Source organism: Paenarthrobacter sp. TE4293, from assembly GCF_050435325.1.
Lineage (GTDB): Bacteria > Actinomycetota > Actinomycetes > Actinomycetales > Micrococcaceae > Arthrobacter > Arthrobacter nitroguajacolicus_C.
In genome coordinates this window covers 493,210-507,667 of sequence record NZ_JBNJRY010000003.1, presented here as the reverse complement: position 1 = coordinate 507,667, position 14,458 = coordinate 493,210, and the positions used below count along the sequence as shown (strand labels likewise).

The following is a 14,458-nucleotide window of genomic DNA, read 5'->3' as shown; positions in this document are numbered from 1 at the left end:
CCGTGGTACTAGCCAATGATTGGCCTCTCTTCCGGGTAGTGGTACAGCTGGCTGCGTTGGCGCAAGGCCAGTCCGGCAGCAAGGGTCACGGTGCCGACGCGGCCTGCGAACATCAGCACGGTGAGGACATAAACGCCCGACGGCGGCAGCTCGGCACTGAGGTTGGTGCTCAGTCCCACGGTGGCGAAGGCGGAAATGGATTCGAAGAGCACCCGGTCCAAGGAAGCGCCGCTGATGGAGAGCAGAAGGAACGCAGCCACGGACACCAAGGTGGCCCCGGCAACGATCACCGAGATTGCCACGCGCATGGTGCCCTGGGGGATGGTCCGGCCGTAGACCTTCACGTCGGCGTCACCGCGGGCTTCGGCCATGATGGCCAGGAACATGACGGCGATGGTGGTGACCTTGATGCCGCCGGCCGTGGAGGCAGAGCCGCCACCGGCGAACATCAGGGCATCCGTGAGCAGCATGGTGGTGGATTCCATGTGGTTTTGGTCCACCAGGTTGAAGCCGCCCGAACGCGTCATGACAGAGGCGAAGAGCGAATGCGTGATCTTGTCGCCGAGGTCCATGTGCGCGATGGTCCGCACGTTGTCCCACTCCATCAACGCCCACAGGACGGTGCCGGCCACCAGCAGGATAAAGGAGACCTGGATGGTGAGCTTGGTGTGGAGGTTCCACTTTTTCCAGTTGAGCCCGTTCTGCTGCAGCACCATCACCACGGGGAAGCCCAGGCTGCCGAGGAAGACGCCCAGCATCAGCGGTATCAGGATCCAGAGGTCGGTTTCGTAGGGCACGATGCCATCCGAATGTGGCGTGAAACCAGCGTTGTTAAAGGCGGAAATCGAGTAGAACACACCGTGCCAGACGGACTGCCAGAAGTCCTCGCCGAGCAGGATGAAGCGGGGAATCAGCGCGATGGCCAGCGTTGCCTCAATGACCACCGATGTCACGATGACGATCCGGAGCAGTGTACCCACTTCGCCAAGGCGGCCGGCGTTGTTCATGGCTTCCTGGGCGATGAGCTTGCCGCGCACACCCAGCCGTTTGCTGACCATGAGGGCCAGTAAGGAGGCGAGGGTCAGTGTGCCAAGACCTCCCACGAAGATGCCCACCAGGATGACCAACTGGCCAAAAAAGGTCCAGTGCGTTGCCGTGGAAACCACTGTCAGGCCAGTCACGCACACGCTGGAAACTGCCGTGAACATTGCCTGGTGCAGGGGCGTGACAGTGCCCGAGGCGGAAGCCGCGGGCAGGGACAACAGGCCGGTGAACACCAGGATCACCACGGCGAAGACCGTCAACGCCAAACGGGCCGGTGACGTGTTGGCAATGTTGTCGATGAAGTCGCGCACACGGGTGAAGATCCACAGACCTTCCCGCTCCTGCTGGTTGGGTTGCCAGTTGGCCGGGCTCGTGGACCGCGACTGGCTTTGAGACATGGCGCTCTTCCTCGGTTGAAACAAGCTTTCCTGAGTAGTAAACCACTATTCCCGCGGCGTAACCGGGCGATAGGGCCCGCCAGCCTCAGGTAGCCTGTTCTGGATGAACTCCAGGCTTGGAACAACTGCTTCCAGCATTACGCGATCCGCACTGCCAACGACGGTGGTGTGGGATCCAGCCATGACTGCCTACAATTTCGGTCCGGGTCATCCCATGGCCCCGCAGAGGCTCGAACTGACAGCGCGGCTGGCCGAGTCCTTGGGGCTGTTCGGACACCAGCATGTGGCGGTCGAGGCACCCACCGTGGCAACCGACGTCGAACTCTTGACGGTGCACAGCGCCGGGTATATCGAGGCAGTTCGCCGCGTCAGCGAGGATCCCTCCACTCCGGAGGAAAGCCGCGGGTTGGGTACGGAAGATGATCCTGCCTTCGCGGGCATGCATGAGGCCAGTGCCCGCCTCGCCGGCGGCTCACTGCTGGCTGCCGACACGATTCTTTCCGGCCGCGCGGTCCGCGCCGTGAATTTCAGCGGCGGCATGCATCACGCGGCGCGCGAGCGGGCCAGCGGCTTCTGCGTCTACAACGACGTCGCGCTGGCCATTCAACGACTGCTCGACGGCGGTGTGCAGCGGATCGTCAGTATCGACGTTGATGCCCACCACGGCGACGGGACGCAGAGTATCTTCTGGAACGATCCCCGCGTCATGACCATCAGCCTGCACGAAACGGGCCTCACGCTCTTTCCCGGCACGGGCTTTGCCAATGAAACCGGCGGCCCCGATGCGCCGGGAACTGCGGTGAACGTGGCCCTCCCGACTTTCACCGGCGACGCTGCCTGGTTGCGGGCCTTCCATGCCGTCGTCCCGCAGCTCGTGGGTGCTTTCCAGCCGGAGGTGATCGTGAGCCAGCATGGATGTGATTCCCACCGGGACGATCCGCTGACGCACCTCACGCTCAGCGTTGACGGACAGCGTGAGGCGGCTTCCGCCGTCGCGAGCCTTGCCGCCCGTTACTGCGAAAACCGCTGGATCGCCACCGGTGGTGGCGGCTATGACGTGACCGGCGTGGTGCCGCGGGCGTGGAGCCACCTGATAGGGATGGTGACCCAACGTCCCGTACCGCTCAGCACGCCTGTGCCCGAAGCATGGCGGACCTACGTGAAGGAAACCTACGGCGTATGGGCCCCGGAGTCGATGGGCGATGACGTGGACGTGTGGTGGCGCTCGTGGGAGGTCGGCTACGACCCCGCGGACGAGGTCGACCGGACCGTCATTGCCACCCGCAAGGAAATCTTCCCCCTGTACGGCCTGGACCCCTGGTTCGACTGACGCTGGTTCAGCCCGAATCCCGCCCGCATCACAACGAAACAGGGATGCCAATTGACGTATATGTCGCTAGGGTGGGAGGCATGGTGACTGACGACGTATTTGCCGTCATAGCTGAGGCAACCAGACGCGACATCCTGGTCTCCCTCCGCTCTGGGGATAAAGCAGTAGGTGAACTGGTGGAAGAGCTGGCTGCGAGCCAACCCACCATCTCCAAGCATCTGAAGGTGCTCCGCGAGGCTGATCTTGTCAGCATGCGCGCGCAAGGCCAAAAGCGCTTCTATGCCCTGAATCCCAAGCCGCTCGCCGGCGTCGCGAGTTGGCTTGAAACGTTCGACGTCGGAACGGCGGCTCCCGTCGCCGTCGCGCCTTCCACGGAAGTACCTTCCGCTGTGGCTTCGGCTTCGGCTGCGGCTGCTCCAGGTGCCGCGACGCCCGCCCAGGCGCCGGCCGCCGTGGCTCCTGGTGAGCCCGAAGCGGTCACCCGCGCCGACGCCATCGGCCAGGCAGTGAAGGTGCACGCCAGCGGAACAGCGGTGGCCGTAGACCTCACATCCGATGACACCGTGCCCCAGCAGATCGGCCGGACCGTGGGCCGCGCTGCCACCAAAGCCGCCGACCTCCTGGCCAACCTTCCGAACCTTCCAAACCTCCCCAAGTTCGGACGCAAGCGGTAGCAGTCAACACTTAACGTGATCCTGCTCACATTGTGAGTTTTTGTTAACCTTGGCTTTCCTTGAGTTTTCAATGATTTTCTACAGTTGTGTTAACTCAGCTATGAGGGTCACATTGGCTCCGGATGGAGATCCCATGTCCCTCGGTGCAACCATGGGCGGGACTGATCGTCTCGCCGCGGGTCGGCGCACTGAGGATAGGAACACGCATGGATTCAAGGCTCGAAGCTGTCCGCGACACCGTGTTGGCACGGAATCCGGGGGAGAAGGAATTCCACCAGGCCGTCACTGAGGTCTTCGAAAGCCTCGGCCCCGTGCACGATCGTCACCCTGGATTCCTTGAGGGCGCCGTCCTGGAGCGTCTGTGTGAACCCGAGCGCCAGATCATTTTCCGCGTCCCGTGGACCGACGACGCCGGAAGGGTCCACGTAAACCGCGGCTTCCGCGTGGAATTCAACTCCGCGCTGGGCCCCTACAAGGGCGGGCTCCGCTTCCACCCCTCGGTGTATCTGGGCATCGTGAAGTTCCTGGGCTTCGAGCAGATTTTCAAAAACGCGCTCACCGGCATGCCGATCGGTGGTGGCAAAGGCGGCTCGGACTTCGATCCCCGGGGGCGATCCGACGCGGAAATCATGCGTTTTTGCCAGTCCTTCATGACTGAGCTCTACCGCCACATCGGCGAATACACCGACGTTCCTGCCGGTGACATCGGTGTGGGCGGCCGCGAAATCGGCTACCTCTTTGGCCAGTACAAGCGCATCACCAACCGCTACGAATCCGGGGTCCTCACGGGCAAGGGCATCTCATGGGGTGGCTCTTTGGTCCGTCCTGAGGCCACCGGTTACGGCACCGTGATCTTCGCCCAGGAGATGCTCAAGACCCGCGGCCGGTCCTTCGACGGCCAGCGCGTTGTGGTGTCCGGCTCCGGCAACGTGGCCATCCATGCAATCGCCAAGGCGCAATCGCTGGGTGCCACTGTGGTGGCCTGTTCCGATTCGGCCGGCTACATCGTGGACGAGGCGGGGATCGACGTCGCGCTCCTGAGCCAGATCAAGGAAGTGGAGCGCGGACGCCTCACGGACTACGCCGCCCGCCGGCCCGGAGCCAGCCATGTTGCCGTCGGCTCCGTGTGGGACGTGAACGGCACCGTGGCGCTGCCGTGCGCCACCCAAAACGAGCTCGACGGCGACGCTGCCGCCAAGCTGGTCAGCAACGGCCTGATCGCCGTGGCCGAGGGCGCCAACATGCCCTCCACGCGTTCCGCGGTATCGGTGTTCCAGGAGGCCGGGATCCTGTTCGGGCCGGGCAAGGCTGCCAATGCCGGTGGCGTTGCGACGTCTGCCCTGGAAATGCAGCAGAACGCCAGCCGTGACTCCTGGTCCTTCGAGCACACCGAACAGCGTCTCACCGAGATCATGGTGGGCATTCACGACCGCTGTGCAGCAACAGCCGAGGAGTACGGTGCGCCCGGAAACTACGTGGTGGGCGCCAACATCGGTGGATTCGTCAAGGTAGCCGACGCAATGCTGGCCCAGGGGCTGATCTAGCCCCCCATCGCAACCCAGTAACAGCACCTGTTGCTATGAACGCTCATGGCAACAGGTGCTGTCACTTGATGGGGTGCGGTCAGCGCTGAAGCAACCGCACGTGGTCCGGGTTCAGGTCCGAGATCTTGCTGACGCCCAGCAGCGCCATGGTCCGGGTCATGTCCTTTTCCAGGATCTGGATGGTGCGGTCCACGCCTTCGCGTCCGCCGGCCATGAGGCCGTAGAGGTAAGCGCGGCCGATGAGGGCAAAGTCGGCGCCCAAAGCCAGGGCTGCCACGATGTCGGCGCCGCTCATGATGCCGGTGTCCAGCATGACGGCTGCCTTGCTGTTGTCCGCCTTCAGCGCCGTGGTGACTTCCGGCAACAGGTGGAACGGGATAGGTGCACGGTCCAGTTGCCGGCCTCCGTGGTTGGATAGGATAATCCCGTCGGCGCCGTGGTCCACTACCTTGCGGGCGTCTTCCACAGTCTGGATGCCCTTGACCACGAGGTTGCCCTTCCAGGTTTCCCGCAGCCAGTCCAGGTCCTCGTAGGTCAGGGTGGGGTCGAACATCGAGTTGATCAGGTCGGCAACGGTGCCGGTGTAGCGCGAGAGCGAAGCGAAGGTCAAAGGCTCGTGGGTCAGGAAGTTGAACCACCAGGCCGGACGGTATGACGCGTCCAGGACCGTCTTGATGGTCAGTGCCGGCGGGATGGTCATGCCGTTGCGGACGTCGCGCAGGCGGGCGCCCGCCACTGCCGTGTCCACGGTGACCATGAGGGTGTCACTGCCGGCTTTCGCGGCGCGTTCGATCAGTTCCAGCGAGCGGTCGCGGTCCGTCCACAGGTAGAGCTGGAACCAGTTCCGGCCGTTCGGGGCTGCGGTGGCAACGTCCTCGATGGATGCGGTTCCCATGGTGGACAGGGTGTAGGGAATGCCTGCAGCCTCGGCGGCCTGTGAGCCGGCATATTCGCCTTCGGACTGCATCATGCGGGTGAAGCCGGTGGGCGCGATACCGAACGGAAGGCGTGATTCCTGGCCCAGGACGTCCGTGCGGAGGTCGATCTTGGAAACGTCGCGCAGGATGCCGGGACGGAACTCGATGTCCTGGAATGCCTGGCGCGCGCGGCGGAGCGTGATTTCTTCTTCGGCAGCGCCGTCTGTGTAGTCGAACGGTGCCTGAGGGGTGCGGCGCTTGGCGATGTCCCGCAGTTCCCAGATGGTGCTGGCCCGCTTGAGACGCGCGGCCTTGCTGAATTCGGGCTTCTTGAACTGCATCAGCGGCGCCAGGTCCGAGACCTTGGGGACGCGGCGTTTCAGTGCCGGCGGCTGCACGACGGCGGGTCGCGGCTGGGGCGGGCGGGTCACGTTTTCGTCGCTCCCGGCATTGGCCGGCGCGGCCGTGATCTTGGGATCGAGGGTGTCGGTCATGCGGTTCTCCCTTGAAGTCTGTGGTCTTACCACTGTGGTCCAACCACACTCTAATCCATGTGGTTGGACCACATCAACTAGTATTCCGTTATGCGTACCCACGAGTTGGTCCTGCAATGGATCGAAAAGCAGCTGTCCGACGGAGACCTTGCCCTCGGGGGCAGGCTGCCGGGCGAACGCGCCATGGCCGAGCAACTGAAGGTGTCCAGGACATCGGTGCGCGAGGCCGTCCGGATCCTGGAGGCCATGGGTGTGGTGCGTGCCGGCGTGGGTTCGGGCAAGGACGCCGGAACCGTAGTCATCGCGGAGCCTGGCTCCGCACTGGGCTCCACGCTGAGGCTGCACGTGGCAACCCGCCACCTGCCGGTCGCCGACATCGTGGAGACCCGCGTCCTGCTTGAGTCGTGGGCGGCCGAGCGGGCCCAGGTGGGGGTGCCTGCACTGGAAGAAGCTGCGGAACTCCTGGATCAGATGGACGCCGCCTCGGATATCGACGCGTTCCTGGCCCTCGACGCCCGTTTTCACGTGGCACTCGCGCAGGCGGCCGGCAACTCCGTGGTCAGTGCCATGATGGCCTCGCTCAGAGGGGCTATAGAGAACTATGCCGGGGAGCTGACCGGAAACCTTCCGGATTGGAACGCCACATCAGACAGGCTGCGGGCCGAACACCGTGCCATCCTCACCGCGGTCAACGACAACGACGGCGGCAGGGCGGCCGAGCTGGTGGCCGCCCACATCCAAGGGTTCTATACAGAGGCCGGAGTGGGCTCGGGCCCTTCGCCGAGGTGACAGGCGATGGCAAGGTTCGCGCCGAACATTGCCATCACCTGTCAGCTCGCGGGCTTGAGGGCCGGTGCTGCTGTGCTCTTGCGGATCTCCATCCGCGGGGAGAATTCGTCCTGCGCCTGGATGGAGCTTTCCCCGGCCTGCTGGATCTGTTCCCGCATCCTTCGCCACGCCAGGCTGCCGAGCTCGTTGATGGGAACGGCTGCCGTTGTCAGCGGCGGCGTGGTGTATTTGGCGAAGGGAATGTCGTCGAAACCCGTCACGGAAATGTCCTCCGGGACGCGGATGCCGCGCTCATGCAGACCGCTGAGGAGTCCCATGGCCACCAGGTCGTTGAACGCCAGGATCCCGGTGGCGCCGCTGGCAATGATGGCCTCGGTGGACTCGTGGCCGGAATCGAAGTTGGACCCGCCGTGGAGCATCTGCAGCTCGATCTCCGGGTGCTCGGTGCGGAACTTGTCCAAGCCCACCAGGCGCTGGCGGTTGGAGGCGCTGTGCTCCGGGCCGGACAGGAACACCAGCCGGCGGTGGCCCAGGGACACCAGGTGCTGTGCCAGTTCCTGGATACCCTGCCCGTAATCCACGCTCAGGCTCGGGGTGTTGGTGGCAACTGTGGTGCGGTTGATGAGGACCAGTGGATGCAGTGTTGGTGCCAGCTCCTCGAGTTCTGCGTCTGCCATGCGGGGAGCACAGAGCACCACGCCATCGCAGCGGCGCCGGGCTTCCCCGGCAAGGATGGCTTCCTCGCTGGTGACTTCGGACGAGTCGGCGATGAGGACGCGGTACCCGTCCTGGGCCGCCGCGATGCTGAGCCCCCGGAGGATGGCCTGGAACGTGGGGTTGGCCAAATCCGGCACCACAATCCCGATCGTGTCCGTTTTGCCCAGCGCAAGGCTGCGCCCCACCGGGTTGGGCTGGTACTTCAATTCGGCAGCAGCTGCCCGGACGCGCGCGGCGATGCCGGGATCCACTGCCGCGTTACCGTTCATGACGCGTGACACGGTGGCGTGCGAGACGCCGGCCTTCTCCGCGACGTCGGCTATCCCGACGCGCCTGTTGGTGTTCCTGCGTGCCATGTGGCCCCTTCCCATTGGTCGTCTCCCGGATGCACCGTCATTGGTGCAGTGGTTGACGTGACCACCAGAGTCTTGATACAAAGCTTATAACGCTCTGAGAAAACGCTTTCTCATGATTCTTCCCACACGAAGCCGGGCCGTCAAGCGGTTCACTCCTGCCTTTTGAAAGGGGCATCTCTCATGGCCAACATGGTCAACGTCGACTCAGCCGGGACCCAGACCGGATCTGCCGCCACGACAACCGCGGCCGGGGGACGCAAGCGGACACGCATTGCCCTCATCGGAACAGGCGGGCGCTCGGAAATGTACATCCGGGCCATCTACGGGCAGCACGCGGACGTCGCGGAACTTATCGCCCTCTCCGACGTCAACCAGGGCCGCGTGGACTTCTACCAGGAACTCATCAAGGAACTTGGCGGTACAGAGCCTGTGGCGTCGTTCGAGCCCGGCCAGCTCACCAGCTTTATCCAGTCAAACGGCATCGAGCGGGTCATCGTCACGACGCCTGACTACACCCACGCGGATTACATCGTGGAGGCACTCGAGGCGGGTGCCGACGTCGTGGTTGAGAAGCCGCTGACGATCGACGTTGACGGCTGCCGCCGCATCACCGACGCGGTGGCGAAGACCGGCCGCAATGTGGTGGTGACGTTCAACTACCGCTACTCGCCGCGGAACACGGCGCTGAAGGAAGTCATCCAGAACGGCGTGATCGGCAAGGTCACGTCCATCGACTTCAGCTGGGTGCTCGATACCGTTCATGGCGCCGACTACTTCCGCCGCTGGCACCGTGAAAAGAAGAACTCCGGCGGCCTGCTCATCCACAAGGCTTCCCACCACTTCGACTTGGTCAACTGGTGGATCAACGACGTTCCGGAGCGCGTGTTCGCCTCGGGTGGACTGCGTTTTTATGGAGACAAGAACGCCGCCGAGCGTGGCCTGGGAGCCCGTCCGGAGCGCGGGACCGTTGATGGACTTGGGCACGACCCCTTCCGCCTGGACATGCGCGACGATGAGCGCTTGAAGGCCCTGTATTACGACAACGAAAAGTTCGACGGCTACATCCGCGACCAGGACGTCTTCACCGAGGGCATCACCATCGAGGACAACCTCGCACTGGTGGTGGACTACCGGGGCGGCCCGACGCTGAGCTACTCGCTGAACGCCCACAGTCCGTGGGAGGGTTACCGCGTCACCGTCAACGGCACCGAAGGCCGCGCCGAACTCGAGGTGGTGGAACGCGCCGCCGTCGAGTCCAGCACCGACAAGAAGACCGTGGTGGACCCGAGCGCGACGCCCATCGAGGAAGACGACGCCGTACGCCGCAACGGTGAACGCCTGGTGGTCCAGCGCCACTGGGAAGCTGCCTATAAGGTTCCGATCGTCAACGGCGAAGGCGGACACGGTGGCGGCGACAACCTGCTGCTCTCGGACCTCTTCAACGGTCCCGGCGTTGATCCGCTGGGCCGCCCGTCCGGCTACATCGACGGACTCCGTTCCGTGTCCGTGGGCATTGCCGGCAACCAGTCGCTGGAGACCGACCTTCCCGTCCGCATCAGCGACCTTGGCCTCGGCGCCGACCTCAGCCGCGGCCAGGCCTGACCGGTTCACTACCAAGCAAGGAAAAGACCATGAGCAGGATTTTCGTCACCGGAGGCTCCGGTCGCCTGGGACGCAGTGTTGTGGCCGGCCTGGCAGATGCCGGCCACAAGGTGATCTCGGTGGACCGGGATGCCATCCCCGCGGAGCAACTGCCCGCCGGAGCCGAGCAGTACACCGCTGACCTTCTGGCGCCGGGGGAAGCGGAGCGGCTCATCCGCGAAACAGCGCCCGACGCCGTCATCCACCTCGCTGCTATTGCCGTACCTTTCAGCGCACCCGAGGACGTCATTTTCAGCACGAACACCCGGCTCGCCTACGCGGTGGTCAGTGCGGCCACCGACGCCGGAGTCCCCAAGATCGTGACGGCAAGCAGCCCCACCGCCCTGGGCTATGGTTCGCCGGCCGGGTGGCTGCCGCCGTCGTTCCCTTTGGACGAGCAGACGCCGCCCAAGCCGTGGAACGCCTACGCACTGTCCAAGCTGATCGCCGAGCAGACCGTGCAGATGTTCGCCGCAGCGCAGGGCGACAAGATCCGGTATGCGGCCTTCCGGCCCTGCTACGTCCTGTCCCCGGAAGAGTGGGAAGGCGCCCTGACGCAGCAGGGCCACACCATCCGGGAGCGCCTGGACGATCCCGCACTGTCCGCGCCGGCCCTGTTCAATTACGTGGACGCGCGGGATGTGGCTGACTTCCTGGACGTGCTGTTGGACAAGATGGACAGCATCCCCAACGGCCAGGTCTTCTTCGTCGGGGCCAGGGACGCACTGGCAACGACGCCCCTGGCGGAATTGTTCCCGCGGTTCCTGCCGGGGAGCGGACCCCTCACAGAGCACCTGACCGGCACCAGCCCAGCGTTCTCCATCGACAAAGCCCGCGATCTCCTCGGCTGGGAGCCGAAGCGGTCCTGGCGTACTGAGCTCAACCCGCCCTACGAAGGCGCGGACACGGCAGCAACCCACCAAGCAGCACTCAACGACGAGAACCACGCCGGCCTGGTTCCGGCGGGAGCAACCAAGGAGACACCATGAACTTCGACGGCGTATTGTTTTTCCCCGTCACTCCCTTCGCCGAAGACGGGACGGTGGATGTTGCCCTGCTCAAGGAGCACATCACGTCCCGCCTCCCGTTCGGCCCCGGCGGTGTGTTCCCCGCCTGCGGCACCGGCGAATTCCATGCGCTTTCCCTTGATGAGATCCGCACTGTGGTGACTGCCGCCGTCGAAGCCGTTGCCGGTGCCGTTCCCGTGGTCTCCGGTGCCGGTGGACCGCTGGGTCACGCCATCGCAGCAGCCAAAGTGGCTGAGGAAGCCGGCGCGGATGCCCTCCTGGTCCTTCCGCCCTATCTCGTGACCGGTCCTGCCGATGGTGTGGTGGCATACGTCGAAGCCATCGCCGCCGCAAGCAGCCTGCCGGTGATCGTGTACCACCGCGGTACGGCAAAGTTCACCGCCGAGGCGATCACCCGCCTCACCGCCAATCCGAAGGTGGTTGGCTTCAAGGACGGAATCGGCGACATCGGTCTTGCGCAGGAAATCGTCTCGGCGATCAACGCCAGCGGACGCACCGACTTCGCGCTGTTCAATGGCCTGCTCACTGCGGAACTGACGCAGGGGGCCTACCGTGGCCTCGGCATCCCGTTGTACTCCTCGGCAGCGTTTGCCATGGCCCCCGAAATTGCCAAGGCCTACTACGACGCCTACGTGTCCGGTGACGAAGAGCGCCGCCATGCCCTGCTGGAAGGTTTCTACGCTCCCCTCGTCCGGCTCCGTGACCAGACCCCCGGCTTCGGCGTCTCCCTCATCAAGGCGGGCCTCCGCCTCGCGGGACTGCCCGTCGGCCCGGTCCGTCCGCCGCTGGTTGACCCCTCCGAGGAACAGCTCCTGGAGCTCAAGTCCATCCTGGCCAAGGGCCACGAGCTGGCCGGCAGCTGATGCCGGCCCGCATCACGGGCCTCACCACCCGGCTGATCACGGTCCCGCTGCTGCGCAGCTGGGGTGCCGAAGCGCCCGAGAACCATGTGATCGTCACCGAACTGACGACGGACGACGGCGGCACGGGCCACGGTTTCTCCTGGACACCGACTATTGGTCCGCGGGCGGTCAAGGCCCTCCTGGATTACGACATTGCCCCGTTCATCCTCGGACTCGAAGCGAATCCGGAGATCGTGTGGGACCAACTCTGGAAGCGGCTGCACGAAGCCGGCGGGGGCGGCTTGACCACCATTGCCATGGCCGGTGTGGACCTGGGCCTGTGGGATCTGAAAGCCCGGGAGGCCGACACCTCCGTGACCGGGTTGTTGGGCCAGCGCCGGGAATCGGTGGAAGTTTATGGTTCCGGAGTGAACCTGCACTACCCGCTGGAGCAGCTGGTGGAACAGGCACAGCGGTGGGTCGCTGCCGGGCACCACGCCGTCAAGATCAAAGTGGGCAAACCCGAGCTGCGGGAAGACGCCGAGCGGGTTGCTGCAGTCCGCCAGATTATCGGCCCGGACCGCCTGCTCATGATCGACGCCAACCAGCGCTGGGACCTCGCCCACACCTTCCGTGCTCTGGATGTCTTGGGGGAGTACGGACTCGAATGGTTGGAAGAACCCCTCCGCGCGGACGATCTCTGGGCCTACCGTCGCTTGCGCAAACATTCACCGGTACCCATTGCCCTGGGGGAGAACGTCCACACCATCTACCGCTTCCGCGACTTCATCGAAGCCGAAGCCGTAGACATCATCCAGCCCAACATCGTCCGGGTGGGCGGCATTACGCCCTTCCGCAGGATTGTTGAACTGGCCCGGGCCAACAGCATCAGGGTGGCGCCGCACCTGCTTCCGGAGCTCTCCGGGCAGTTGGCACTCACCCTGGCCGAGGCCGTGAGCGTTGAGGACGTGGAAGACGCGTCCTTTGAGCAGCTCGGAATCCTGGCCGGACCTTCCCCGGTACAGATCAGCCGCACCAGCACCGTCAGCAGGCTCAGCAGCACCGGCCGGCCCGGCCTTGGCTTCGAATTCACCGGGAAGCCCGCCCCGCAGCTGCCCGCACCCGAGAGCGCCGCACCCGAGAGCGCCGAGAGCGCCGAGAGCAAAGGAAACCGCATTGAGTACAGCAACTCTTGACCTGACAGCCATCACCGCCGCAGCCACCGAAGCCGCAAAGGTGACCGCAGCGGCCACCGACGCCGAGCGCGCAGCCTGGCTGACCGCCGTCGCCGACGCCTTGGACGCCAACGTCACTGAGCTGGTGGCCATCGCCGATTCAGAGACGAGCCTGGGCACCGTCCGGCTCACCGGTGAGGTGGCCAGGACCAGTGGACAGCTCAGGTTGTTCGCCACTGTGATCACCGAGGGCTCCTACCTTGAGGCCGTCATCGATCATGCGGACCCGGCGGCCACCCCGCCCAAGCCGGACCTGCGCCGCATCCTGCGTCCGATCGGTCCCGTCGCTGTGTTCTCGGCGTCGAACTTCCCGTTCGCCTTCTCGGTGGCCGGTGGAGACACAGCGTCCGCACTGGCAGTGGGTTGCCCGGTGGTCGTCAAGGCACACTCGGGCCACATCCGTCTCTCCGAGCGGACCGCCGAGATCGTCACCGAGGCACTGGCCAAGGCCGGCGCACCGGACGGGATCTTTGCCCTGGTGAGTGGCCGCGAGGCCGGCACCGCACTGGTTCAGGACCCGGCCATCAAGGCCGTCGGCTTCACCGGATCCATCCCGGGCGGACGCGCCTTGTTCGACCTCGCGGCATCCCGCCCCGAGCCGATCCCCTTCTACGGGGAACTCGGCAGCCTGAATCCCGTGGTCATCACGGCGGACGCGCTCGCGGAGCGGGGACAGCAGCTCGCCGCGGGACTCGCAGGCTCGTTCACCATGGGCGCCGGGCAGTTCTGCACCAAGCCCGGGCTCGTGTTCATCCCGGCCGGTACGGACTTCGCATCGCACCTGGCAGAGGCCAGCAAGGACAAGCCGACCGCTGCAATGCTGACCGGGCGCATCGCCGAGGCCTACCCGGACGGGCTCCGTAACGTCGCAGACCAGCCGGGTGTCGCCGTGGTCAGTGGCACCGTGCAGCAGGACAGCCTGGCCGATGGCGCCGCACCCGTGGTGTTCTCCACCAGTGCCGCCAATGTCCTGGAACGCCCGGAAGAGCTGCTGGAGGAGTGCTTCGGTCCCACCACGCTCCTCATTGAGTACACCGACCAGGAGGAGTTGTCCGCGGCGCTCGCCAAGGTTCCCGGGAGCCTCACCGGCACAGTGCATGCCCAGCCGGGCGAGGACGTTTCCGCGGTGGTGGAGCAACTCAGTGGCCTGGCGGGGCGGGTGTTGTTCGATGGTTGGCCCACGGGCGTTGCCGTGAACTGGGCCCAGCAGCACGGCGGTCCGTATCCGGCGACGACGTCCCTGTTCACCTCTGTCGGTGCCACCGCGGTCCGCCGCTTCCAGCGTCCGGTGGCTTACCAGGATGCTCCGGAGAGCGTGCTGCACCCGGCTTTGCGCGACTCCAACCCGCTGGGCATCCCGCGGCGCGTGGACGGCGTACTGACGCTGGGCTAACGCCCACGGTTGGGTAGGCACAAACGAAAGTGCGGGGTCACCACATCGGTGACCCC

General features: G+C 65.1%; 12 protein-coding genes. 9 read left to right on the top strand and 3 right to left on the bottom strand.

All coding sequences use genetic code 11. The features are described 5' to 3' along the window. Positions 1-8: 8 nt before the first annotated feature. Positions 9-1,442, bottom strand: coding sequence for a TrkH family potassium uptake protein (locus QF015_RS08615; protein ID WP_310206895.1), 1,434 nt, complete (start codon positions 1,440-1,442; stop codon positions 9-11). A 103-nt stretch (positions 1,443-1,545) separates the two neighbouring features. On the opposite strand from QF015_RS08615, the gene QF015_RS08610 reads away from it, so the two are divergent. From QF015_RS08610 to gdhA, 3 genes are all read left to right on the top strand, one after another. Beyond that, the gene (locus tag QF015_RS08610; RefSeq protein WP_310206892.1) at positions 1,546-2,772 is read left to right on the top strand and encodes an acetoin utilization protein AcuC; all 1,227 of its coding nucleotides are present in this window, start codon (positions 1,546-1,548) and stop codon (positions 2,770-2,772) included. A gap of 80 nt (positions 2,773-2,852) precedes the next feature. Then, positions 2,853-3,446, top strand: a complete 594-nt coding sequence (locus QF015_RS08605) for an ArsR/SmtB family transcription factor (RefSeq protein WP_429388396.1) — start codon at positions 2,853-2,855, stop codon at positions 3,444-3,446. A gap of 206 nt (positions 3,447-3,652) precedes the next feature. Beyond that, complete coding sequence (gdhA, locus tag QF015_RS08600) at positions 3,653-4,990, top strand: NADP-specific glutamate dehydrogenase (RefSeq protein ID WP_429388394.1); 1,338 nt, start codon at positions 3,653-3,655, stop codon at positions 4,988-4,990. 79 nt (positions 4,991-5,069) lie between these two features. Here the strand turns inward: gdhA and QF015_RS08595 are convergent, their stop codons facing one another. Continuing rightward, the gene (locus QF015_RS08595; RefSeq protein WP_429388393.1) at positions 5,070-6,401 is read right to left on the bottom strand and encodes an alpha-hydroxy acid oxidase; all 1,332 of its coding nucleotides are present in this window, start codon (positions 6,399-6,401) and stop codon (positions 5,070-5,072) included. A gap of 90 nt (positions 6,402-6,491) precedes the next feature. Here QF015_RS08595 and QF015_RS08590 point away from each other — a divergent pair, with 90 nt between their 5' ends. Beyond that, positions 6,492-7,190, top strand: coding sequence for a FadR/GntR family transcriptional regulator (locus QF015_RS08590; protein ID WP_310206880.1), 699 nt, complete (start codon positions 6,492-6,494; stop codon positions 7,188-7,190). A gap of 41 nt (positions 7,191-7,231) precedes the next feature. Here the strand turns inward: QF015_RS08590 and QF015_RS08585 are convergent, their stop codons facing one another. Next, entirely contained in the window at positions 7,232-8,263 is a 1,032-nt protein-coding gene (locus tag QF015_RS08585) for a LacI family DNA-binding transcriptional regulator (protein WP_310206877.1), read from the bottom strand. 189 nt (positions 8,264-8,452) lie between these two features. Here QF015_RS08585 and QF015_RS08580 point away from each other — a divergent pair, with 189 nt between their 5' ends. From QF015_RS08580 to QF015_RS08560, 5 genes are read left to right on the top strand one after another with little or no spacing between them, the layout of a single operon-like run. Next, positions 8,453-9,865, top strand: a complete 1,413-nt coding sequence (locus QF015_RS08580; RefSeq protein ID WP_429388480.1) for a Gfo/Idh/MocA family protein — start codon at positions 8,453-8,455, stop codon at positions 9,863-9,865. Between the two features lie 29 nt (positions 9,866-9,894). Further along, positions 9,895-10,893 carry an NAD-dependent epimerase/dehydratase family protein gene (locus QF015_RS08575; protein ID WP_310206874.1) on the top strand — a complete coding sequence of 333 codons (999 nt, stop codon included), beginning with the start codon at positions 9,895-9,897 and terminating at the stop codon, positions 10,891-10,893. After that, on the top strand, positions 10,890-11,795 hold the full coding sequence (locus QF015_RS08570; protein WP_429388390.1) for a 5-dehydro-4-deoxyglucarate dehydratase: 906 nt from the start codon (positions 10,890-10,892) through the stop codon (positions 11,793-11,795). Before QF015_RS08575 ends, QF015_RS08570 begins: the two co-directional genes overlap by 4 nt. Continuing rightward, complete coding sequence (locus QF015_RS08565; protein WP_429388388.1) at positions 11,795-12,970, top strand: mandelate racemase/muconate lactonizing enzyme family protein; 1,176 nt, start codon at positions 11,795-11,797, stop codon at positions 12,968-12,970. The genes QF015_RS08570 and QF015_RS08565 overlap by 1 nt, the downstream gene beginning before the upstream one ends. Then, a complete protein-coding gene (locus QF015_RS08560) occupies positions 12,951-14,402 on the top strand; it encodes an aldehyde dehydrogenase (NADP(+)) (RefSeq protein WP_429388387.1) in 1,452 nt (483 codons plus the stop codon). The genes QF015_RS08565 and QF015_RS08560 overlap by 20 nt, the downstream gene beginning before the upstream one ends. Positions 14,403-14,458 lie beyond the last annotated feature (56 nt).

Excerpts from the sequence above, each read along its gene's own strand:
- QF015_RS08615 (WP_310206895.1), bottom strand. The coding sequence starts at position 1,442 with ATGTCTCAAAGCCAGTCGCGGTCCACGAGCCCGGCCAACTGGCAACCC.
- QF015_RS08610 (WP_310206892.1), top strand. The coding sequence starts at position 1,546 with ATGAACTCCAGGCTTGGAACAACTGCTTCCAGCATTACGCGATCCGCA.
- QF015_RS08605 (WP_429388396.1), top strand. The coding sequence starts at position 2,853 with ATGGTGACTGACGACGTATTTGCCGTCATAGCTGAGGCAACCAGACGC.
- gdhA (WP_429388394.1), top strand. The coding sequence starts at position 3,653 with ATGGATTCAAGGCTCGAAGCTGTCCGCGACACCGTGTTGGCACGGAAT.
- QF015_RS08595 (WP_429388393.1), bottom strand. The coding sequence starts at position 6,401 with ATGACCGACACCCTCGATCCCAAGATCACGGCCGCGCCGGCCAATGCC.
- QF015_RS08590 (WP_310206880.1), top strand. The coding sequence starts at position 6,492 with ATGCGTACCCACGAGTTGGTCCTGCAATGGATCGAAAAGCAGCTGTCC.
- QF015_RS08585 (WP_310206877.1), bottom strand. The coding sequence starts at position 8,263 with ATGGCACGCAGGAACACCAACAGGCGCGTCGGGATAGCCGACGTCGCG.
- QF015_RS08580 (WP_429388480.1), top strand. The coding sequence starts at position 8,453 with ATGGTCAACGTCGACTCAGCCGGGACCCAGACCGGATCTGCCGCCACG.
- QF015_RS08575 (WP_310206874.1), top strand. The coding sequence starts at position 9,895 with ATGAGCAGGATTTTCGTCACCGGAGGCTCCGGTCGCCTGGGACGCAGT.
- QF015_RS08570 (WP_429388390.1), top strand. The coding sequence starts at position 10,890 with ATGAACTTCGACGGCGTATTGTTTTTCCCCGTCACTCCCTTCGCCGAA.
- QF015_RS08565 (WP_429388388.1), top strand. The coding sequence starts at position 11,795 with ATGCCGGCCCGCATCACGGGCCTCACCACCCGGCTGATCACGGTCCCG.